The 22,015-nt window shown below is 43.1% G+C and carries 18 protein-coding genes; 10 read left to right on the top strand and 8 right to left on the bottom strand.

Annotation, left to right across the window (positions count from 1 at the left end; genetic code table 11):
• The 3 genes from hslU (at position 1) to rraA (ending at position 3,076) form a co-directional block, all read left to right on the top strand.
• Positions 1-1,335, top strand: a complete 1,335-nt coding sequence (gene hslU / locus PR799_RS12420; protein ID WP_108479178.1) for an HslU--HslV peptidase ATPase subunit — start codon at positions 1-3, stop codon at positions 1,333-1,335.
• A gap of 185 nt (positions 1,336-1,520) precedes the next feature.
• A complete protein-coding gene (locus PR799_RS12415; protein ID WP_154603275.1) occupies positions 1,521-2,438 on the top strand; it encodes a 1,4-dihydroxy-2-naphthoate polyprenyltransferase in 918 nt (305 codons plus the stop codon).
• A 119-nt stretch (positions 2,439-2,557) separates the two neighbouring features.
• The gene (gene rraA, locus PR799_RS12410) at positions 2,558-3,076 is read left to right on the top strand and encodes a ribonuclease E activity regulator RraA (RefSeq protein WP_154628108.1); all 519 of its coding nucleotides are present in this window, start codon (positions 2,558-2,560) and stop codon (positions 3,074-3,076) included.
• Between the two features lie 346 nt (positions 3,077-3,422).
• Here rraA and zapB read toward each other — a convergent pair whose 3' ends face one another.
• Positions 3,423-3,662 carry a cell division protein ZapB gene (zapB, locus tag PR799_RS12405; RefSeq protein ID WP_154628107.1) on the bottom strand — a complete coding sequence of 80 codons (240 nt, stop codon included), beginning with the start codon at positions 3,660-3,662 and terminating at the stop codon, positions 3,423-3,425.
• Between the two features lie 305 nt (positions 3,663-3,967).
• Here zapB and PR799_RS12400 point away from each other — a divergent pair, with 305 nt between their 5' ends.
• The 3 genes from PR799_RS12400 to PR799_RS12390 all read left to right on the top strand — a co-directional run bounded on the left by PR799_RS12400 (position 3,968) and on the right by PR799_RS12390 (position 10,596).
• Positions 3,968-4,798, top strand: a complete 831-nt coding sequence (locus PR799_RS12400; protein ID WP_272522218.1) for an MIP/aquaporin family protein — start codon at positions 3,968-3,970, stop codon at positions 4,796-4,798.
• A gap of 70 nt (positions 4,799-4,868) precedes the next feature.
• Complete coding sequence (gene glpK / locus PR799_RS12395; protein ID WP_006663187.1) at positions 4,869-6,395, top strand: glycerol kinase GlpK; 1,527 nt, start codon at positions 4,869-4,871, stop codon at positions 6,393-6,395.
• Between the two features lie 217 nt (positions 6,396-6,612).
• On the top strand, positions 6,613-10,596 hold the full coding sequence (locus tag PR799_RS12390; protein ID WP_272522217.1) for a hypothetical protein: 3,984 nt from the start codon (positions 6,613-6,615) through the stop codon (positions 10,594-10,596).
• Between the two features lie 65 nt (positions 10,597-10,661).
• Here PR799_RS12390 and emrD read toward each other — a convergent pair whose 3' ends face one another.
• Positions 10,662-11,846 carry a multidrug efflux MFS transporter EmrD gene (emrD, locus tag PR799_RS12385; protein WP_272522246.1) on the bottom strand — a complete coding sequence of 395 codons (1,185 nt, stop codon included), beginning with the start codon at positions 11,844-11,846 and terminating at the stop codon, positions 10,662-10,664.
• Positions 11,847-12,288: 442 nt separating this feature from the next.
• Here emrD and fpr point away from each other — a divergent pair, with 442 nt between their 5' ends.
• Complete coding sequence (fpr, locus tag PR799_RS12380) at positions 12,289-13,035, top strand: ferredoxin--NADP(+) reductase (protein ID WP_154628103.1); 747 nt, start codon at positions 12,289-12,291, stop codon at positions 13,033-13,035.
• A gap of 11 nt (positions 13,036-13,046) precedes the next feature.
• On the opposite strand, the gene PR799_RS12375 is transcribed toward fpr, so the two are convergent.
• Entirely contained in the window at positions 13,047-13,469 is a 423-nt protein-coding gene (locus PR799_RS12375) for a DUF805 domain-containing protein (RefSeq protein ID WP_272522215.1), read from the bottom strand.
• Positions 13,470-13,521: 52 nt separating this feature from the next.
• On the opposite strand from PR799_RS12375, the gene PR799_RS12370 reads away from it, so the two are divergent.
• The 3 genes from PR799_RS12370 (at position 13,522) to PR799_RS12360 (ending at position 16,640) form a co-directional block, all read left to right on the top strand.
• A complete protein-coding gene (locus PR799_RS12370; protein ID WP_272522213.1) occupies positions 13,522-14,148 on the top strand; it encodes a DUF1454 family protein in 627 nt (208 codons plus the stop codon).
• 196 nt (positions 14,149-14,344) lie between these two features.
• Positions 14,345-15,115, top strand: coding sequence for a triose-phosphate isomerase (gene tpiA, locus PR799_RS12365; RefSeq protein WP_272522210.1), 771 nt, complete (start codon positions 14,345-14,347; stop codon positions 15,113-15,115).
• 550 nt (positions 15,116-15,665) lie between these two features.
• Complete coding sequence (locus tag PR799_RS12360; RefSeq protein ID WP_442959920.1) at positions 15,666-16,640, top strand: OmpG family monomeric porin; 975 nt, start codon at positions 15,666-15,668, stop codon at positions 16,638-16,640.
• A gap of 110 nt (positions 16,641-16,750) precedes the next feature.
• Here the strand turns inward: PR799_RS12360 and PR799_RS12355 are convergent, their stop codons facing one another.
• The 5 genes from PR799_RS12355 to PR799_RS12335 all read right to left on the bottom strand — a co-directional run bounded on the left by PR799_RS12355 (position 16,751) and on the right by PR799_RS12335 (position 21,909).
• On the bottom strand, positions 16,751-17,764 hold the full coding sequence (locus PR799_RS12355) for a sulfate ABC transporter substrate-binding protein (RefSeq protein WP_154628126.1): 1,014 nt from the start codon (positions 17,762-17,764) through the stop codon (positions 16,751-16,753).
• Between the two features lie 183 nt (positions 17,765-17,947).
• Positions 17,948-18,925 carry a 6-phosphofructokinase gene (gene pfkA / locus PR799_RS12350; RefSeq protein WP_132497045.1) on the bottom strand — a complete coding sequence of 326 codons (978 nt, stop codon included), beginning with the start codon at positions 18,923-18,925 and terminating at the stop codon, positions 17,948-17,950.
• A 409-nt stretch (positions 18,926-19,334) separates the two neighbouring features.
• Positions 19,335-20,279: a phosphatidate cytidylyltransferase gene (locus PR799_RS12345; protein WP_154603265.1), complete on the bottom strand. Its 945-nt coding sequence runs from the start codon at positions 20,277-20,279 to the stop codon at positions 19,335-19,337.
• The gene (locus tag PR799_RS12340) at positions 20,276-20,917 is read right to left on the bottom strand and encodes a lysophospholipid acyltransferase family protein (protein ID WP_272522207.1); all 642 of its coding nucleotides are present in this window, start codon (positions 20,915-20,917) and stop codon (positions 20,276-20,278) included. The genes PR799_RS12345 and PR799_RS12340 overlap by 4 nt, the downstream gene beginning before the upstream one ends.
• Before the next feature lie 236 nt (positions 20,918-21,153).
• Entirely contained in the window at positions 21,154-21,909 is a 756-nt protein-coding gene (locus PR799_RS12335) for a M48 family metallopeptidase (RefSeq protein ID WP_036950820.1), read from the bottom strand.
• Positions 21,910-22,015 lie beyond the last annotated feature (106 nt).

Below are 22,015 nucleotides of genomic sequence, written 5' to 3'. Positions count from 1 at the left end.
ATGTCCGAAATGACTCCACGCGAAATTGTCAGCGAACTCGACAACCATATTATTGGCCAACATAAAGCTAAACGTTCAGTTGCTATCGCCCTGCGTAACCGCTGGCGCCGTATGCAATTAAATGAGCATTTACGTCATGAAGTGACCCCAAAAAATATTCTGATGATTGGTCCTACAGGGGTAGGTAAAACCGAAATTGCACGCCGTTTAGCTAAACTGGCGAATGCACCATTCATCAAAGTTGAAGCGACTAAGTTCACGGAAGTAGGCTATGTAGGTAAAGAAGTTGACTCCATCATCCGCGATCTGACCGATTCTGCCGTTAAAATGGTGCGTTTACAGTCTATCGAGAAAAACCGTTACCGCGCAGAAGAAATGGCGGAAGAACGTATTCTGGATGTCTTAATCCCACCAGCAAAAAATAACTGGGGACAAGCAGAACCTGTTGATGAGCAATCACCAGCACGCCAAGCATTCCGTAAGAAATTACGTGAAGGCCAGTTAGACGATAAAGAAATTGAAATTGAAGTTTCTGCAGCACCAATGGGCGTTGAAATCATGGCTCCTCCGGGCATGGAAGAGATGACCAACCAACTGCAATCTATGTTCCAAAACTTAGCAGGTCAAAAACAGAAGCCTCGTAAGATGAAAATCAAAGAAGCTTTTAAACTGCTGGTAGAAGAAGAAGCGGCAAAACTGGTTAATCCTGAAGAGCTGAAAGAACAAGCGATTGAAGCCGTTGAGCAAAACGGTATCGTGTTTATTGATGAGTTCGATAAAATCTGTAAACGCGGTGGTCAAAGTTCAGGCCCTGATGTGTCCCGTGAAGGGGTTCAACGTGACCTGCTGCCATTAATCGAAGGCTGCACCATCTCTACCAAACACGGTATGGTCAAAACTGACCACATCCTGTTTATTGCATCCGGCGCATTCCAAGTTTCTAGCCCATCAGATTTGATCCCGGAATTGCAAGGTCGTCTGCCAATTCGAGTTGAGCTCCAGGCTCTAACGACTGAAGATTTCGAGCGCATCTTAACTGAGCCTAATGCTTCTTTGACTGAACAGTACAAAGCGCTGATGGCAACAGAAGGTGTTAGCGTCGAATTCACTGCGGATGGTATTCGCAAAATTGCGGAGTCTGCATGGCAAGTGAATGAATCAACTGAGAATATCGGTGCGCGTCGTTTACATACTGTGTTAGAACGCCTGATGGAAGATATCTCTTTCGACGCTAGCGAGCGTGACGGACAAAGCATTACAATCGATGCAGAGTATGTTCGCCAGCACTTAGACGAACTGGTAGCAGACGAAGACCTGAGTAGATTTATTTTATAATCTTATTAATTATCAGGTTTTCATGTATCCTTAATGGATGTTAGCTAAAGTGCAGCAATCTTGCTGCACTTTTGATATATAAAATCCAACTTAATAAGAACATTTACTCCCAATAATTCAAACGGTCACTCAGCATCAAAGCCACGTTACCCATTGAAATATCACGAGTACGGTGAATAAATTACATGAACTCATCTTCAATCAGCCGCAAACAAGCTTGGCTAGAAAGTTTACGACCAAAAACCCTGCCATTAGGGGTGATTGCCATCGTCACTGGATCCGCATTGACCTATTTCACGGGTAACTTTAAGTGGCCAGTCGCTCTGCTTTCTATTATCACAGCGGGCTTATTACAAATTTTATCTAACCTCGCCAATGACTATGGCGATGCGATTAAAGGTTCAGACACCGCTGAACGCATCGGGCCTTTGCGCGGAATGCAAAAAGGCGTTATCACCAAAGAAGATATGAAAAAAGCGCTGAAGCTGAATATCTTTGCGGCTTGCCTTTCCGGCCTATTGTTGATTATTGTCGCATGTGAAAAGCCAGAGGATGCTATCGGATTCCTTGGCTTAGGGTTAGTGGCTATCGTGGCGGCCATCACTTATACCGTCGGTAAAAAACCTTATGGCTACCTTGGCCTTGGGGATATTTCCGTTCTCATTTTCTTTGGCTGGTTAAGTGTGATTGGTACTTTTTACCTACAAGCGAATAGCTTTAATATCATCACTGTCCTGCCAGCAACAGCTTGCGGTTTACTGTCTGTGGCTGTTTTAAATATCAATAATATGCGTGATATTGAAAACGACATTAAAGCGGGTAAAAACACGTTGGCAGTGCGCTTAGGCCCACAAGGCGCGCGCATGTACCACGCCATTATCATCATCGTTTCAATCTTATGTTTGGTATTTTTCAATTTACTCTATTTAACAGGCTGGGCGGGCTGGTTATTCTTATTGGCGGTGCCAATGCTGATGAACCATGTGCGCAAAGTCCTTTCTGATCCTACCCCTGAAGGGATGCGCCCAATGCTAGAAAACATGGTGAAAATCGCTTTAGTCACCAACGTTTTATTCTCCCTCGGGGTTATCCTGAGTAAATAGTCTCAATTATTTGCTGTTTTTTTGACTTTTCCCGCTTATTTTCTGGCGGGAATTTTGCCAATCAGTGACTAAAAGGGATATACTGACCTCCCTCTTGCAGCAAAAAAGACCTAAATCCTATGAAATATGATACTTCCGAACTCTGCGACATCTACCAAGAAAGTGTTAATGTAGTAGAACCTTTATTCTCCAACTTTGGTGGACGTACTTCATTTGGCGGTCAAATCATTACAGTAAAATGCTTTGAAGATAATGGCATTCTGTATGATTTGCTGGAAGAAGACGGCCATGGACGCATCTTGCTGGTGGATGGCGGTGGTTCAGTGCGTAAAGCACTGATTGACGCTGAACTCGCTCGATTAGCGGTAGACAATAGCTGGGAAGGTATTGTGGTTTACGGTGCCGTCCGTCAAGTGGATGCATTAATGGAGTTAGATCTCGGCATTCAAGCTGTTGCAGCAATCCCTGCGGGTTGCCCTGACGAAGGTATCGGCGAAAGCGATATCCGCGTTAATTTTGGCGGCGTGACGTTCTTCTCCGGCGATTATCTATATGCCGATAACACGGGTATGATTTTATCCGAAGAACCACTGACCCAAGCAGCTAACGACGATTTCGACGAAGCCATCGACGAATAACCCCCACCAAATTCCACAAAAAAGGCAGATATCACTATCTGCCTTTTTCTTTTCTGTTTTCCGCTTTCTGTTTTTTACTCAATTTTCACTTCTTTCAGAAAACACGCCTCTACATACTTCTACACACCTCTAAATAATTCGCATTGTAGGTAGGCGGCAAACGAGGGTATCCCTAGGAGCATACACAAGTATGTGACTAGGGTAACTGAGCGCAGCCAACACCCCTATAATGCGAAGTATGACGAGGTAGGCGGCGAGTGGAGGATATCTCGGGGAGCATACATAAGTATGTGACCCGAGTAGCCGAGAGCAGCCAACACCCCTACAATGCGAAGTATGAAGGGAATTAGACTTCTTCCATCTTGCCTAAGAGGGTCCGCAAACGCTCCTGCCAAGTTGCCTGCTCTTGCTTCAACTGTTCATTTTCACGAACCAGTGATTCAGCACCTGATTTGTTGGCTTGTAACTCTTGGCTTAATGCACTGTTTTGTTCTTTCAGTTCATCAATTTCCATCTGCATTAATGCGATGGTATCGATGGCTTGCTGAACTTTGGATTCTAGTTTCTCAAATACTTCAAATGACATGTTCGGATCTCCCTTTATAAGCGCTTTCCCCCGATTGTAAGTAGCATGATCCTCTGTGTCCAGTGACTTACACTTGATTACAAACATTATTCTTTTAATTGTTTCGACCGTGACTATTCAAATGTTTGAATTCGACCTTAAAAATGATTGTTTGTTTTCGTTTTTTGGTGATTTGACACACAGTTTTCACAAATCGCAATATTCGATTATCTTTTTTCTCGCTAAATTAACAGAATAAATTTTCGCAAAGAAAATTATACTCGTGCAAAACACCTCTCTTAACAACTATTGCAGGATGAACATTTATGAGCAAAATGACGCCTTCAACACTGACGGGTCAGTGTATATCGGAGTTTCTTGGAACTGCTCTGTTGGTTTTTTTTGGTTTAGGATGTGTCGCAGCTGTACGTATTGCGGGTGCCCAGTTAGGTCTTTGGGAAATTAGTGTGATTTGGGGCTTCGGCGTCGCACTGGCTGTTTACCTGACTGCGGGCATCTCTGGCGCTCACTTAAACCCTGCCGTCACATTAGCACTATGGTTATTCGCGTGTTTTGATAAGCGAAAAGTGATTCCTTACATTATCGCTCAAATGCTCGGGGGCTTTTGTGCTGCCGCCTTAGTGTATTCGATGTACTCCCCTGTTTTTTTCGATTACGAACAAGTTCACCATATTGTTCGTGGCACGCAAGAAAGTTTATTTACTGCGGGTGTCTTCTCAACTTACCCTGCCCCACAAATCAGCGTGCTCCACGCATTCTTTATTGAAGTGGTGATTGCCGCCATTTTAGTCTGCTTAATTTTAGGTTTAACCGATGATGGCAATGGCGTTCCTAAAGGTCCATTAGCACCGTTATTAATTGGTATCTTAATTGCAGTTATCGGCGGCTCTTTTGGTCCATTGACTGGATTCGCCTTAAACCCAGCGCGTGACTTTGGCCCGAAAGTCGTGGCTTATTTAGCCGGATGGGGTGATATTGCCCTGACAGGTGGACGTGATATTCCTTATTTCCTTGTCCCATTGACTGCACCGATTGTTGGTGGTCTGCTAGGGGCATTCGGTTATCGCAAATTAATTGGTCGCCATCTGCCTTGCATGACTTGCGAGTCTGATGAAGAAGAGAAAAAATCCTCTTAATACCGCTTCTTATTTCCAAAACTGGGTTTACTTAAAACCAGATTAACCCATTGCTGAACAGGTTTAAATTATGACAACAGAAACCAATATCGTTAAAAAATATATTGTCGCTCTTGATCAAGGCACAACCAGTTCGCGAGCTGTCGTTCTCGACCATGATGCAAATATTGTTAGTATTTCCCAGCGCGAATTCACGCAAATTTACCCAAAACCAGGCTGGGTAGAACATGACCCAATGGAAATTTGGGCAACGCAAAGTTCTACGTTGATTGAAGTCCTTGCCAAAGCCGATATTCGCACCGATGAAGTCGCCAGTATCGGGATCACTAACCAACGTGAAACCACGATTGTTTGGGAAAAAGCAACAGGTAAACCCGTCTATAATGCGATTGTCTGGCAGTGTCGCCGTACTGCGGATTTCTGTACCCACTTAAAAACCAACGATAAAGAGCTCGAAGAGTATATTCGTCAGAACACAGGTTTAGTCGTTGACCCTTATTTCTCCGGCACAAAAGTAAAGTGGATCCTTGATAATGTCGAAGGTGCTCGTGAACGCGCAGAAAAAGGCGAATTATTGTTCGGAACTGTCGATACTTGGTTAGTATGGAAAATGACCCAAGGCCGGGTACATGTGACTGACTATACCAACGCTTCCCGCACGATGTTATTCAACATTCGTAATTTAGAGTGGGACGATAAAATTCTTAAAGCGCTGAATATTCCTCGTAGTATGTTGCCAGAAGTGCGCCCATCTTCCGAAGTGTACGGCCAAACCAACATCGGCGGTAAAGGCGGGACTCGTATTCCAATTTCAGGCATTGCGGGTGACCAGCAAGCCGCGCTATACGGTCAATTATGTGTGAAATCAGGAATGGCGAAAAATACCTACGGAACGGGCTGTTTCTTATTAATGAACACCGGCAATACCGCAGTTCGCTCCAATCACGGTCTATTAACAACGATTGCTTGTGGTCCTAAAGGGGAAGTTAACTATGCCCTTGAAGGCGCGGTGTTTGTTGGTGGGGCATCCATTCAATGGTTACGTGATGAGCTCAAGCTCATTGATGAAGCAACAGATTCAGAATATTTCGCAACCAAAGTCAAAGACAGTAATGGTGTCTATGTTGTCCCTGCATTTACTGGATTAGGCGCCCCTTACTGGGACCCTTATGCTCGTGGTGCTATCTTTGGCTTAACGCGTGGTGCAAACCGCAACCATATTATCCGTGCAACACTGGAGTCTATCGCATACCAAACTCGCGATGTCCTTGACGCAATGCAAGCCGACTCAGGTGAACGCCTAAAAGCGCTGCGTGTAGATGGCGGTGCGGTTGCCAATAACTTCCTGATGCAATTCCAATCTGACATTCTCGGTACATCCGTTGAGCGTCCCGCTGTACGTGAAAGTACTGCGTTGGGCGCGGCTTATTTAGCCGGTATTGCTGTTGGATTCTGGGAAAGTCTGGATGAGCTGCAAAGCAAAGCCACCATTGAGAAAGTCTTTAAGCCGGGTATCGAAACCACGGAGCGTAATTATAAATACGAAGGCTGGAAAAAAGCCGTTGCTCGCGCCCAAGAGTGGGAAGACCGCGCTTAGTCTTATTTCTTTATCTATCAAAGCAGTGCCTCTGCACTGCTTTTTTATTTTCCACCGTAAAAATAAATTACTAATTTATAATTAGCAAACAAATAGTTAGCGAATAAATACCATCATGGTTACCTAGACTAATAATAAATTAGAAAGAACCTACTCGCTTATTTAAAATCGTTTCCTGCAATAACAGTGTTTATCTTTTATTTTAGGAGATTAGGTTATGGATAACCTACAGCAAGACCTTTTTAATCACTCAAACCAGCATGCCACACAGCGCCTATATCAAGATATACAGCAAGGTGAGATTCAACTAGGTCTCTATAAAAACCGAGGTCGGGTCGCGAAAATTCATGCAGACAGTTTTTATCTTGAAGGCTTAAAAAATTCACCACAACAAGATATCGACGGACAGAATGCGTTCGCACTCACAAATTGGTTGCTCGATAAACCACGTTTATTTGGCGAACAACGCCAAAACTACCTATTAAGTACTGTCGATACTGATACGTTCTCAGGATTTGAATTCCATCCGCAGCACCGTTTATGGGTTGATAGTTTCAACTCACCTCATCATTGGCGAGATGGTGAACCTCGCTCACAAGCTCAGATAGTGGATTTACTTCTACCCAGTGGTCAGTGGCATCGCCATTACGACACCGTCATACTTGCCAATGATGCAAACGACCAACAAGTCGAACTTATTCGCCATTGGCTTGAATTAACAGGTGGCAGCGTGGTCATCATTGAAGATGATGAAAGAGAAACATCCTTACCGATTCAACAACTTCTGAGTGATTTAGACCCTATTAGCATTGATGAAAAACCACTCGCTGCTCAGCAACCACAGCAATGTTCAGGGATGCTTGTGACGGCCGTTCAACCCGCCAAACAAATAGAAGATATACACTATCCAATCTCCAGCTTAAATCACTATAAAAGTGGGCTGCCAGATCACTCATCGTCAACGACTTGGGTTTACGAAGGTGTTATTACGGCACCTGAATCAGATGATATTCGGATCTATGTAGACACTTTACGCCATACCGATGATCTCATACTTGAAATTGGTCAGCATGTAGAAAAAATAGATAAGCACGATACACATGGCGAAATCATTCTCAATGACATCAAAGACAGTCAGCAAATACCGTTTAAAATCACCACTACCACACAAGGCCCTGCACCTCAAATCCGGCTAGGTTGGGGTTTTCAAAATATGAACGCAATCCAGCTTATTCCTCACGATGCGATTCATTATACGCCCCCGCCTGTTTCTGATAACTTGTCTGTGGCACCACCGCTAACTAAGCCAGCAATATTCAATCCACATGGTATTCATCACATTGTTTCCTTACCTTCATCATCCATTAATTCATTCGCACTCACGCAAGATACCCTAAAAAATAGCCACTATTTTTCGCTTGTCATCAACAGTTCACGCCAAAATATAGCCCTTAGACTCGATGACATCGCGCTATCCGCTTCTGATTCTTGGCATGAGGTCGCAATCAAAATAGAAACTGAAGTTAACCAGCAACTGGTTGCCAATAAATTACCACCTGTCACCCTCCAATACTCTCAAGGGCGATTATTGCTAGAGTGTGAAGGTATGATATTTTCTCAGTTTCAGCTTAAAGACCGCCAAAGGCGCCCAATTCTCATCGTTGAAAATCCAAATGGAAAAGCGAATCAACTCGTCATTGGCGCTATTTCAGGTTCGCTTCCAACACATGATGATATTGACTACTTTCAACTCATTGAATCTCCGCTTTTTGGCAAAATAGAACTCAATAGCCAAACAGGTGAGTGGGTGTATCTGCCTGATGAGAGCGCCCATATTCAAGGAAACGATCAATTTGATGTTTCTGTGGTTATGAAGGATGGCTCGGTATCAGCCCCAATATCCATTCAATTACAGTCTGAAAATGCACCGGATGTATCCATCCCCGGTCAAAGAACCTTTACCCTTCCTGACCCAATCTATCATCAGCCTGAGTTACGGCACTACAAAACGCCCGCCGACATGCAAGTATTAAACGTTCAAATGGCACAAACACACTTACTTGCCCCTGATTCTCCACATTTCACATTGACAGCCAACCGCTGGGCATTATTAAAAGTTGACCTCATTAGCCCATCCGCAGCAAATGCACCGGATATTGTCGCCATTATTCGCGATAAATCAGGAATAGAACTCGAAAGGGTTATTTTGACTGGCCCCCAAAAGCTGCCGACAAACATTGATGAAAGACCTAAAAATCCCAGCATAGAAGCGCAAGATTTACACCGTCACAGCTACACTGCGCCTATTAGTGGGAAATGGATACAACCTGAGGTCAAAATACAAATCATGGCGGGCAATAAACCAATCATCCAACCATACACTGACGAGAGCGGTCAATTTTCCCCTAAAATTACCACCGTTACTCCGATGGTCAGTCATGTCACCAACACCAGTTTTTATCGCCAAGGTCACGGTACTTATGCGTACTCCCCTTTGAGCTGGGGCTTAGAAGCGAATGCTAAACTTCCGACTCATCGATTTTCATTATTCAGTTATCCTGCGCTGACGAAACAACCAAGTTTGTACCCTTATGTCATCCAAAATGAGAAGGGTTATACTGACACAACCACTTTGGTACACCCTTTATATGATGCTCCTGACGCGATCGATGAACTTGCTCATTCCCAAATAGACTGGGCCTACCGAGATAGCCAAAACGCAGCTCGACGCACAAAATTATATTCCGAATTTTTTTACTCTTCAGTCAAGCGTTTACCAAGCAGTAATGGAACATCAGATGTGATTGGACTCGCAACCCATCACTTTGGTGGTGGGATCACAAGCTCGGGTATTCTCTGGCATGAAACATTCGGACATGGACTAAGTTTGGGTCATACCACAAGCTCAATCTATCCTTATGGTGCCGAAAGCCATGGGGAAAATATCGCCTTCGACCAATATCGCCAACAATACACGACCTATTTCGAGAAAGATCAAAATAGTAAAATCATGCCTGCAATGTACCCAATGGATTATGCCCACTTTACTGAACAATATGATGCATTTTTACCCCATTCCGACGCCCTAACGCGGCAAGCACAACAATTTTTATCCCGTATCAATGAGCGTAACGTCCCGCGAGAATACTTGCCTGTTTATCAACTAGATGGAATTTTTCTTCCGCAATTTGACGGGTCACTTCACCCTTATAGCCAATTAAGTGTTACTGAAACAATAGGCCATGTGATCGCCAACGATCATGCCAACTCAGAGCACAGCTTGCGGATCACTTATATGACTCGAACAGGGCTACTCACTGAGACAATAAAAACCGCATTAGACGAGAATACGCTCAATGTGAACATACCGAATAAAGGTGAGTTAGTCAGTATCGACATCATTAAAACTGAAGATGAGTCTGAGCGCTCCATTTACGGCTATAAAAACCCTGAATCGTTGGCTAATCGCCTATTTATTTATGGTGACGGTCAGACAATACCGCAGAAACTACAGAGAGATAATTATTGGCGAGGCAGTAAATTATTTTGGGCACACGATAAAGACAACCAAGCTTTGCGCGCGACTTGGGTTGAAAATGGACGACTCAATCAGCAATATTTTTCATTAAAAATGCCATTCAATCAGCATCAAGTAAATACTGAGGCGAAGTTTACCCCCCTCAACCATCTGAACTTATATTCCGATAGCCAATCCGTCTCAGAAATTCATATTTTATCCGATGTTCGACTGCTTTCTGATGTTCAAATCAATCAGCAGATCGATATTAAACAATTAGGCATACAGGCTAACAGCGATACCAGCTATTGGGTCTCGCTGCTGGTTTATGATGAGCGAGGCGAGCTTCAAGAATATGCGCCACTTGAAGCGTGGTACCTTTCAGTGCAAGACGATACGTTGATAGTGAAAGGAGCAATAGATAGTACCCCAAACTTAAATATTGCGGGTATCAAAGTCCATATTGACTCACATTTACAAGATGACGCAGCTGCCAGCACTATACTTATCCAACAAAATAAATATGCGCTTGCTGAAAATCGCGAATGGTTAAACTATGACCGCCCCGTGGAATTTAACTCACTCATTTCACACATAGCGGGAATGAAAGAAGACACAATGCGTGCGCAACAACAAGCTTATCAATGGGCTGAAGCCGTGCATTTTGTACCATTAGCCGCATAATGAAAGATAAAAATCAGGGGGCTTAATTGCCCCCTGCTCATAGATGCTTAAACAAAAGTCTTAGATTAAACCATTCGCTCAGTATGGTTCATACGGCGAGCTAACGGCAGCCAGCATAATACCACCAGCATCGACATCAAAAACATCAGTAGACCAAGGCTGAATTGCCCATTTTGTGGCATCAACGCTGACACCCACGTTGCCACACCAGAGCCCACATTTTGCAGTCCGCCCACTAATGCCCCCGCCGCACCGGCTAAATAAGGGAATGGCTCCATCGCACCGGTAGTCGCCAACGGGAATAACATCCCAGCACCAAAGAAGAAAATAGCGGCAGGTACTAACAGTGTCCATGTATTCATGATGCCAAACCAACCCGGTACCCACATCATGATGCCCGCAGCCAAACAAATTAGTACCGACTGCCACATCAAGGTGGAGAAATTCTTACCTTCACGCCCCGCATACCAAGCACCAAAGAACGCCGCAGGAATAGGCAGAATAAACAGAATACTGACGGTAATACTACTGAGCCCTAAGACGCCGCCCATCAATACACCACTACAGGCTTCGAAAACTGCGATCCCAGCAAGTGCACCAATCAGCATCGTCAAATACGACAGAAACGAACCGTTAGATAATAATTCACGGTATGACGCCACTAAATTATGCTTTTCAGGTGAAATAGGACGCGTTTCCGGCATCCAGCGATACATACTGAACAACACCCCGCCACCCAATAGGAATAAGAAAATATAACAAGCGTGCCAACCAAAGAAGTGCGCCAGTATCCCGCCAAACATAGGCGCTAACAGTGGGCTCACTAACACCCCCATATTGAGCAGACTATTGGCGTAACGTAGCGCTGTGCCTTTATACAGGTCACGCGGCATGGTTCTTACCATCACTCCCGCAACCCCTGTACCTAAACCTTGTAAACCACTCGCGACTGTCAATACCGTCAATGTTGGGGCAAAAATGGCGACAATCGTTGAAACTAAGAAGATAGATAACCCAGCTAAAATCACCGGACGGCGACCAATTTGGTCAGATAACGGACCATATAGTAGCTGGGAGAAACCATAAGAAAACAGATACGCCGCCATAACGCGCTGTACGGCACCCGAAGGCTCACCGAAATACACCGCAATTTCAGCAATAACAGGGACATAAACAGTTTGAGTCATTTGCCCAACCGCAGCGAGGGCAATCAACATTAATAACAGATTAAAATTTTCAAGCTTTCTCATTTTGCTCTCAGACACTCATAATTCCTGAGCACACAATAGCGCCGTATTATTAAAGTTTAATAACACGAACGCTTGCACTTAGGATTAAATAATAGATTTTTGTTCGTTGTTTTGCCCATTACATTGGAATTATATAACTAGCAAACAATTGATATTGTTCTTGTGTGATAAAGATAACAAAATTTATGAATTTTTCGAGGTAGAACACCATTTTAATTTACTTCGCGCTGGCAGTAATATTCGCCACCCCTGTCAACTTAACTGTACATTAAAATTACAAAACCCCACATTTGCAGAATAATCCACTAAAACACTTTATCGATAAGCATAAACAATGAACTGTTCTAGTATGAAATTCTATTAAGTTCAGCAATGTATATCTTAAATAATTCACACTGTTGAATACTTTCTCTGAGATTTTTTCGATAAGAGGGACAAATTTATGGCGAATTGGGTAACAGGTCGGGTGGTTGAAGCCAAATATTGGACAGAAACCTTGTTTAGTTTAGTGGTGGATGCACCTATTCAACCGTTTATTGCAGGACAATTTGCTAAACTCGCCCTTGAAGTTAATGGAGAACGCGTTGCCCGTGCCTACTCCTATGTGAATGCCCCTAGTGATAGCCGACTCGAATTCTATTTTGTTATCGTCCCAAAGGGTAAATTGAGCCCAAAACTTGCTGAGCTACAGGTTGGCGATACACTGCAAATCACCGATGAAGCTTCGGGTTTCTTTGTGTTAGATGAAATTCCTGAATGTCGGCATCTTTGGATGCTTTCTACAGGAACTGCAATTGGTCCATTTCTCTCTATTTTACAAGAGAACAAAGGGTTAGAACGCTTCGAAAAAATTATCTTACTGCATGCCGTGCGTTATCAAAAAGATCTGAGTTACCTACCGCTAATGCAGCAATTAGAGCAACAATTCCAAGGAAAATTACGCATTGTCACTGTCGTGAGCCGTGAACATGCCCCCGGCTCCCTATATGGGCGGGTTCCCGCATTAATTGAAGATCATCAATTGGAAGAATTTGTTGGGTTGCCGATTGATGCAGAAAATTGCCACATTATGTTGTGCGGCAACCCAGAAATGGTGCGAGATACACGGGATAAACTCAAAGAAACTCATGGGCTTATCAAACACCTACGTCGTAAGCCGGGGCATATTACCAGCGAACAGTACTGGTAATCCCTTCACGATTAAGACAGATAATCCACTTTATCTGTCTTTTTCCCATACGGATTTTCACCTTCCATTCCCACAAAAACGCCGCAATCAATCAGCATCATCATCGTGATCAGTAGTGGAAGAAAGCGTCCAATTCCCCATTGCCAAATTTCTGCCAATTGACTGACATCGAAGGAAAAAAGGGCAAAAGCTAACACGACTAAAGCAAACCATCCCCCCGGTTTACCTCTATCATGCAGACGTTTAGTGAAAATTGCAGCAAGGGGATACAGTAATAAAATAAACAACACCACCACAACGACATCCGGTAATGAAAACGTGTTTTGGAAGAGAGAAATCAGGGTCATTAAAATAAAACAGCCTGCTACACCCGCCCAAAATGGTCGCCGTCCAATTCTGCCTTTAAAGGAAAAAGCCCATTGTAGTAATGTCATTGTGTGTAATCCTGATACAATATTAATCTCTGAAGAATAAGTGGCAGAAAAAATGGCTCAACCAATATTCCGTTCCATGTCCATCATCATAACCGCTTTTGTGTGCTATTTTCCACAAATGGCATTTTCCCAAAAGGTACCGACATTACCTGATACCGACTTAAGCGTCGCGTATTTAGCACCTGATGCGCCAACCTTTAATCTCACGATCCCAGAGCTACGTAGTCAATTTAATCAAAGCTATAAAGATTTGTATCTTCACGAATACAAAGTGATTGCTAGCCAAGATATATCCGCGCCCTACATTCGTGCCGCATCACGTATCAATCAACAAATATACTCATCTGCCGTCCTCGAACGAGGTAGTGAGAAAATTAAAAGCTTACAAATCACATTATTACCCACGGACAACGAAACTGACGCTCAAGAAAATCGCCAATTAGTTGAGCGCTATATTATTGCAATTATTCATCAGTTTGACCCTAATGTTTCTCTGGATAAAGCCCCAGAGCTGACCGCTGCGCTGAACAAGTTTATGGCCAATAAAAACCCAACCCGCGCGGAAGAAGCAAGATTAGGTGCATTGCGATATATTTTGGTAAAAAGTGACAATAATGTGCTTACTTTTGCTGTTGAACCGATTAAGCTAGAACAACAAGCAAGTGAAAACAGTCAATAATTGAGAGCAACAAATACGCTAAATGGATGATGATCACGCTCTGGCAATAAGCATGATGAAAAGCAAAGCTATTATTATCCATTGTTCCTATAATGCAGGAACAGCGACAGAAACGTCTCGTTGCGCGTAATACCTTGATCGCGTGATGAAAAACTAATCGATAAATCATTCAAACTTTTTGGTTGGAGGAAATAACATGCGACATCCATTGGTAATGGGTAACTGGAAACTGAACGGCAGTACCCAGATGGTCAATGAACTGATTGCTGGCCTGCGTAACGAACTGAGCAGCGTTGATGGCTGTGACGTAGCAATTGCGCCACCAGCGATGTACTTAACTCAAGCTAAACACGCTATCGCAGGCAGCCGCATTGCATTAGGCGCACAAAACGTTGACGTCAACCTGTCTGGCGCATTCACTGGCGAAATTTCTGCTGAAATGCTGAAAGATGTCGGTGCCAAATACATCATCATCGGTCACTCAGAGCGCCGTACTTATCACAAAGAAAGTGATGAGTTCGTTGCAAAACAATTTGCAGTGCTGAAAGAACAAGGTTTAATCCCAGTTCTGTGTATCGGTGAAAGCGAAGCTGAAAACGAAGCTGGCAAAACTGAAGAAGTTTGTGCTCGTCAAATCGATGCAGTCCTGAACACATTAGGCGCAGAAGCATTCCAAGGCGCAGTTATCGCTTATGAGCCAATCTGGGCAATCGGCACTGGTAAATCTGCAACTCCAGCGCAGGCGCAAGCAGTACATAAATTTATTCGTAGCCACATTGCGAAAAAAGATGCAGCTATCGCTGAGCAAGTAATCATTCAATACGGCGGTTCTGTTAACGCAGGCAACGCAGCTGAGTTATTCACTCAACCAGATATCGATGGTGCTTTAGTGGGCGGCGCATCCTTAAAAGCTGATGCTTTCGCTGTGATTGTAAAAGCAGCCGCAGAAGCAAAAAAAGCAAAATAATTAAATACTCTATTTGATTATTCAATTTAACCGTCTATTTAACTTATTTTTAAATAGGCGGTTTATTTTATCTTCTTTACAGAAAAACCTAAAAATAAAATAATAACAAAAGAATTTAAAAAACCATTAATTAAAAACATAACCCATCTAAATTTATTTACCCTCGCATTGAAAATAAATAATTATATAAATATAAGACAAACTTCAATCCTATTAAAAACAGAAATAAAAATCGAATAAACACAGCCAATTAGATCACTCTAAATTAGCCAACCCACTAATTTAACCATCCACAGTATTAAAAAATAACAATAGACAACAGTGAGATTATTCATTTAGATTGCTTGCATCGGCTCGCCGATTTTTCATTATTGATATTTTTTATTCTGTTCTCTTTAAATTAGTAACGTAATAAAAATCAATGGCTCTTTATTAATTATAGTAATGTCCCTCTTCAAAGAGTTCGACAGATTATTTCTTATTGTAATTAATCTATGAGCCCATTGATTTTCAATCATTAAATAATTAAAGCATTCTATAAAGGATGAATATGAAGTCTATAATGGGTTTAATTCTTAATACTGCAATTCTTAGCACAGCAATTATTTTCCCTATCGCCAGTTATTCTCAATTCAGTCAATCTCCGTCTAGCGATGACCACTGGCGTGTTAAAACCAATGTGTATGCCGAACTGGAAGAGTACCAAGGCCAGCGGGATTCACAGAATAACAAAGTGTATGACAAAGCCAGCATGGTAGGTAAGTTATCGCTGAGTAATCCGGCATCTACTTGGTCGTTTGATCTCGAACACCGAGAAACGTTAAGAAATCACGGAAAAAACTTCACCAATTTCCGAGATTCTTACATTCGCAATCGAACCCAAATCGGTGTAACCAAACAGTTCATTAAAGATAAAATTTCCAACCTCGATATCAATTTAACCTACCGCAAAGAATCCAATGATGGAACACCAGGCTCTAATGCCCGCTCCTCCAATAGCCTTTATTGGATCATGCCTTCAGGTTCAATCAACCTTGATGAACGATGGACATTTAATTATTGGGGTGCGCTTTACTACTACAGTAATTTCTATGAGGCCAATAGCTACGAATTTGAATCTGAAGTTGGCGTGAGCTATAAACTCACCGATAGCATTAAAGCCAAGGTCAGCTATTACAGTGACAAAGCATGGGATAATGAGTTCACCACCCAATCCTTACAACGCCAAATTCGTCTTGGCTTACCAGTAACTATTAACCAAGATTGGAGCATTTCCCCTTATTTCCGCTATCTCATTAATGACAACGATTACAACAATCGAGGTCATCTCACTCAGCAGTTACGCAGTGGCTACCGTCTCGGCACTCAAGTGGAATACAAAGTGACACCGAAGTTAGCATTGTGGGGAGGCGTGGCTTATGAACCCACCAAATGGAAATACCCGAAAGGCAATGAAAAAACATCAGGAAACAGTAATAAACAAACGATGTATCTCGGTCAGTTAGGCGTGAAATATAGCTGGTAGTGTGAAATATAGCTGGTAGCGATAGCCATTCTGCAGTCATAAATTCCTAGCCGTTCCGCCCATTATAGCGGACGGTTAGGAGTTTAATGTTGTCTTTAAATCTTTATCAACTAGCGGCGAATGATTTCATCAAAGATCCCACCATTCGCAAAATGCGTTTTCTGCGCTTGTTGCCAACCTCCAAAATTTTCATCTACGGTGAGTAATTTCAATTGTGGAAACTGGCTTTGATACGCTTTGGCCACTTGAGCATCTCGGGGACGATAATAGTTTTTCGCGGCAATTTCTTGCCCTTTCGGTGAATACAAAAATTCCAGATAGGCTTGTGCCACTTCACGGTGATCTCGCTTATCCACCGTTTTATCGACAACAGCAACGGTCGGCTCTGCCAAAATGGAAATACTCGGGGTAACAATTTCAAAATCCCCCTTCGCGCCTAACTCATTAATGGCTAACAACGCTTCATTTTCCCACGCGATCAAAACGTCACCTATTCCGCGCTCTACAAAGCTGTTGGTTGCCCCTCTCGCACCTGAGTCTAGCACTTCAACATTTTGATAAAGCTGCTTCACAAACTGTTTTGCCTTCTCTGGGTCATTCTGATTTTTTTCTAATCCATATCCCCATGCAGCCAAATAATTCCAGCGTGCGCCGCCCGATGTTTTCGGATTAGGCGTCACAACCGAAACGTCTTTTCGGATCAAATCATCCCAATCATGGATATTTTTCGGGTTATCTTTACGCACTAAAAAGACAATGGTTGAAGTATAGGGAGCTGAATTATCTGGTAATTTTTTCAGCCAGCCTGGATTAATTTTGCCACTTTGTGCAATCGCATCCACATCGTATGCCAAGGCTAGCGTCACCACGTCTGCCTCTAAACCGTTAATCACCGAAGTGGCTTGTTTACCGGAACCGCCATGAGACTGGCGCACAGTCACCGTATCCCCCGTTTTTGCTTTCCAGTAATCACCAAATTCTTGATTATATTGGCGATAAAATTCGCGAGTCGGGTCATAAGAGACATTTAAGATTTGGATATCTTTTGCCCATGCTCCCGCAGTTAATAACAATAAAGAAAATGCCGCTATGGGATAGCGTGAACTTTGCCAGAAACGTACCATCATCCTTTTCTCCATTAATTGAATACGGAATCAGGCTGACAGATACCCACGGCAACGGGAAATACCGAAAAGGTAAATCTTATAAATAAGAGGAATATCGAAGGGAACAAGGGCAATCTTCGCCGATATGGTCAGCATAAAGCCAACCATACCGGTGAGATTTGCAATAATAGAGGTGAAAAATTAGTACAGTTTTTTCGCGGTTTCCAGCCAATCTTTCTTGAAGACACGTTTCATGTTCATGACCGCATCAACAATATCATGGTGAACTAATTTTTCATTTTGGATCCCCACACAACGCCCGCCGTAGCCTTCCAGCAGCAATTGGATAGAATATGCACCCATGCGAGAAGCCAAAATACGGTCATAAGCAACCGGAGAACCACCGCGCTGAATGTGACCTAATACCGTTGCACGAGTTTCATGATGAGTTTCTGCTTCAATGTATTTTGCTAACTCATCCACATCGCAAACGTGCTCAGTGATCGCAACGATTGCATGGCGCTTGCCTTTTTCAATCCCACGCTTGATTTCCGACAGTAACTCTTCACGGTTAAATGGCATTTCTTGTTCTGGTAGAACTAAAAACTCACAGCCGCCTGCAATTGCCGCAGAAAGAGTGAGATCGCCACAATAACGTCCCATCACTTCAACGATAGAGATACGTTTGTGAGACGTCGATGTATCACGTAAGCGGTCAATCGCTTCAACCACGGTTTCTAACGCAGTGAAATAACCGATGGTGTAGTCTGTTCCAGCAACGTCGTTATCAATCGTGCCTGGTAAGCCAATGCATGGGAAACCTAATTCAGTCAGGCATTTAGCACCAAGGTAAGAACCATCACCACCAATAACAACCAGTGCATCAATGTGGTTTTTCTTCAGGTTTTCAACCGCTACCGCGCGGACTTTTTCATCACGGAATTGAGGGAAGCGAGCAGAGCCTAAGAATGTACCGCCACGGTTGATCATATCCGAAACGCTATAACGGTCTAATTGCTTCATACGGTTTTCATAAAGGCCGAGGTATCCATCAAAAATACCCATTACTTCTAAACCTTCCGCAAGAGCTGCACGTACTACGCCGCGGATCGCTGCGTTCATACCCGGTGCATCTCCACCGCTCGTTAACACTCCAATTCTTTTAATCTGCTTGACCATGATGACCTCTGATTAATGAACATAAATTGCAAATCTATGAAAAAACCACCGCACTGCACTGATATTCACTGCGACTCACTGACGGATTAACCGCAAAACTCAGCCAATAATTTTGCTGAATTGATTCAACAAGCAAAATAATACGACAAAGCAAGGATTATGCATGGGTTTTCTCGCCAACTTTTATGTTTTCTTGTGATCTCGATTACATAATTTTAGCTCAAATGACGAAAACCAACCCACTCAACGTAATCATCTTACTTCGAAGTACAAATTAAGTCTCGATGATAGCATGTTAATCTCAGCACGACCCCATCATTGCAAGATGCGGGGCATTTTCCTATAAAAAAAGCACCCTAAGGTGCTTCTGCGGTTGATAAAAATAGAGAAACCTAGGAATAACAGCTAATTAGGTATAAAAATAACGCGTTAGGTGGAAGAAAATTGGCGCTGCAAAACACAGGGAGTCAATCCTATCTAACATTCCGCCATGCCCTTCAATGATGGCACCAAAGTCTTTGATCCCGCTGTCGCGCTTAATTGCAGACATACACAACCCACCGACAAAGCCCATTAACGTAATCGCCAGTGACATTAACCCTGCCGCCCACCAACTAAATGGTGTCACCCAGTACAAACAGATACCAATCAGCACTGACGTTAATATGCCGCCGATAAATCCTTCGACGGTTTTATTTGGGCTCAGCTTAGGCACAATAGGGTGTTTACCCAATAACTTACCAAAGACATATTGCAGTACATCAGAGATTTGCGTAACCACAATTAAGAACAGCAGCAACTTAACGTTTTCCCCTTGGTAACCTTCAATATTCAGCATCAATAATGCTGGTACGTGGCTCAAGCAGAATACTGTGACCAACATGCCCCACTGTATTTTTGCCGTACGTTCGAGGAAGTGGTAAGTATCCCCCGCCAACGCAATTCGCGTCGGTAAAAACAAGAAGACAAACACGGGCACAAAAATCGAGAACATCCCATACCACTCAACCCCAACCAGCACATATTGCAGAGGAAGAAAGACGAAAAAACACCAAAATAACGCTTCATGGTCGCTACGGCGAGTCGGTGCTAGCGTAATAAATTCCCTTAATGCAAAGAAAGAGATCAACGCAAACAGGATCACAACCCCGATATTCCCAAGTACCACCGCCAAAACGCAGACGATGCACATCACCCACCAAGCACGAATGCGCGCATTTAGGTTATCGATGGTTGGGTTACTTTTTTCCCCTGAATAACGGTATGCCAGAATGCCGCCTATTACGCTGGCGACCATCAAAATACCGAAGACACCGGATAACAGCAGTGCTAATTCACGATCCCAAAGACTCATGGCATCATCTCCTCAAGTGCAACTTTCGCTCTTTGCAAAAAATCTGCCTTATTTTCATCTTCAGTCAGTGGGGATAGTGGCTTTCCAACCGTTGCTGAACAGATAACTGGAACCACGAGTTTCGTTCCTTTCGGTAGCACGCGATTTAAATTTTCCAAATACACCGGGACGACTTCAACATTGGGGTATTTTTTCGCTAAATGATAAATTCCGCTTTTGAAGCAACCCAGTTCCTCACCATCTCCTCGGGTTCCCTCTGGAAATAAAATTAATGAATGGTTTGCAGCAAGCACTGCTTCTAGTGGCCCAAGAACAGACTCTTTGGCAGGTTTATCCCCTTTTCTATCAACCAATACGGCTCGAAACACGTTATTGACGAGGTATCGGCGAAATGGTGTGCCATCCCAATAATCTTTCGCGGCAACAGGGTGAACAAAATGGCGCATTAAAGGTGGTAGGCCTGACCAGATAACCAAACCGTCGAGGTGGCTTGAGTGGTTTGCATAGTAGATGCGGGGGGTAATAGCCGGTTGGCATCCGACCCAACGTGTACGGACTCCCGTTAATAAGCGGCAAGTACCGGACAACAGCATTCCCATTCCTTTCGCCAGTAGAGAAACTCGCTGTGTTTTTTCCATCTTTTTTCCTTGCTCTCTTATCGAGCACAAATAAAACAATGATAAAAAAATTCTTAATCGTATTTGCTTAATAAGATATGCAGCGCAGAACGAGAGTACAACAGGATAAGTTCTGATTTGTGACTTTATTTTCACCACCAGAATTAAGATAAAATGCAGGTTATATATAAAACTCAGATGTTAGATAAAAAGTAGGGAAGTCTTAGCTTCCCCATTAATATCATTCAAGATAAAAATTATTTTTTATCTGCCGCGATACGGTCACGGATATGTTGTGCACGCTCATCTGACGGTGGGTGAGAATCAAACATGCTGGTTTCTTTGCTACCCAGTTTTGCTAATTTGTCAAAACCAGTCACTAAACCTTTAGTATCCACACCACGTTTTTTCAGCAGATCATAAGAGAAATCATCCGCTTGGCTTTCTTGGTGTTGAGAGAACTGAGAGTTAACCAGTTTTTGACCCAGCTCACCTAATTGTGAAGAGCTTAATTGAGTCGCAACATCGTTACCTGTTGCCGCTGCCGCAGTACGTGCTGCAACTGCCGCATAAGCAACTTGCATTGCTTTACGGGTATGACCTAAAGCAACGTGACCCATTTCGTGACCCAGAACGCCTTCAACTTCGTTGTCGTTCATGATGTCCATCAGACCGCTGTATACACGTACACAGCCATTTGCCATTGCCCATGCGTTCACATCTTTGGTCATGTAAACTTTATAGTTAACCGGAGTACCGTCAACTTCGTTACCCAGCGCTTTAGCAATTTTGTTTAAGCGTTGAGTGTATTTGCTTGAAGCTGGAGCAATTTTGTTTTCTGCGTCCATCTCTTTACAAGCGTCATCGCTGAATTTTTTAACATCTGCATCAGATAATGTCGCAGCTTGGAATAATTGCATTCCAGAGTTGGTCATCAGCCCAGTGTCCATACTCTTACAGCCAGTCATAATGACCGCAGAAACTGCGACCGCAACAAGCGCCTTCATTTTCATCTTCTTTTTTTCCTTGCTACAAAAATTATATTACTGTTTTTAATAAACCATTCTCGTTCTAATAACGATTAAGAGATACAGCCTAAAGATTCTGTTTAAAATCACA

Source organism: Providencia sp. PROV202, from assembly GCF_028479565.1.
Lineage (GTDB): Bacteria > Pseudomonadota > Gammaproteobacteria > Enterobacterales > Enterobacteriaceae > Providencia > Providencia zhijiangensis.
This window is presented reverse-complemented; position numbering and strand designations above follow the sequence as displayed.

What these genes read in the sequence shown, in the direction of transcription:
- PR799_RS12360 (WP_442959920.1), top strand. Translation starts at nt 15,666, where the DNA reads ATGAAGTCTATAATGGGTTTAATTCTTAATACTGCAATTCTTAGCACA.
- PR799_RS12355 (WP_154628126.1), bottom strand. Translation starts at nt 17,764, where the DNA reads ATGGTACGTTTCTGGCAAAGTTCACGCTATCCCATAGCGGCATTTTCT.
- glpK (WP_006663187.1), top strand. Translation starts at nt 4,869, where the DNA reads ATGACAACAGAAACCAATATCGTTAAAAAATATATTGTCGCTCTTGAT.
- rraA (WP_154628108.1), top strand. Translation starts at nt 2,558, where the DNA reads ATGAAATATGATACTTCCGAACTCTGCGACATCTACCAAGAAAGTGTT.
- PR799_RS12335 (WP_036950820.1), bottom strand. Translation starts at nt 21,909, where the DNA reads ATGAAAATGAAGGCGCTTGTTGCGGTCGCAGTTTCTGCGGTCATTATG.
- emrD (WP_272522246.1), bottom strand. Translation starts at nt 11,846, where the DNA reads ATGAGAAAGCTTGAAAATTTTAATCTGTTATTAATGTTGATTGCCCTC.
- zapB (WP_154628107.1), bottom strand. Translation starts at nt 3,662, where the DNA reads ATGTCATTTGAAGTATTTGAGAAACTAGAATCCAAAGTTCAGCAAGCC.
- PR799_RS12390 (WP_272522217.1), top strand. Translation starts at nt 6,613, where the DNA reads ATGGATAACCTACAGCAAGACCTTTTTAATCACTCAAACCAGCATGCC.
- tpiA (WP_272522210.1), top strand. Translation starts at nt 14,345, where the DNA reads ATGCGACATCCATTGGTAATGGGTAACTGGAAACTGAACGGCAGTACC.
- fpr (WP_154628103.1), top strand. Translation starts at nt 12,289, where the DNA reads ATGGCGAATTGGGTAACAGGTCGGGTGGTTGAAGCCAAATATTGGACA.
- PR799_RS12415 (WP_154603275.1), top strand. Translation starts at nt 1,521, where the DNA reads ATGAACTCATCTTCAATCAGCCGCAAACAAGCTTGGCTAGAAAGTTTA.
- pfkA (WP_132497045.1), bottom strand. Translation starts at nt 18,925, where the DNA reads ATGGTCAAGCAGATTAAAAGAATTGGAGTGTTAACGAGCGGTGGAGAT.
- PR799_RS12345 (WP_154603265.1), bottom strand. Translation starts at nt 20,279, where the DNA reads ATGAGTCTTTGGGATCGTGAATTAGCACTGCTGTTATCCGGTGTCTTC.
- PR799_RS12375 (WP_272522215.1), bottom strand. Translation starts at nt 13,469, where the DNA reads ATGACATTACTACAATGGGCTTTTTCCTTTAAAGGCAGAATTGGACGG.
- PR799_RS12340 (WP_272522207.1), bottom strand. Translation starts at nt 20,917, where the DNA reads ATGGAAAAAACACAGCGAGTTTCTCTACTGGCGAAAGGAATGGGAATG.
- PR799_RS12400 (WP_272522218.1), top strand. Translation starts at nt 3,968, where the DNA reads ATGAGCAAAATGACGCCTTCAACACTGACGGGTCAGTGTATATCGGAG.
- hslU (WP_108479178.1), top strand. Translation starts at nt 1, where the DNA reads ATGTCCGAAATGACTCCACGCGAAATTGTCAGCGAACTCGACAACCAT.
- PR799_RS12370 (WP_272522213.1), top strand. Translation starts at nt 13,522, where the DNA reads ATGGCTCAACCAATATTCCGTTCCATGTCCATCATCATAACCGCTTTT.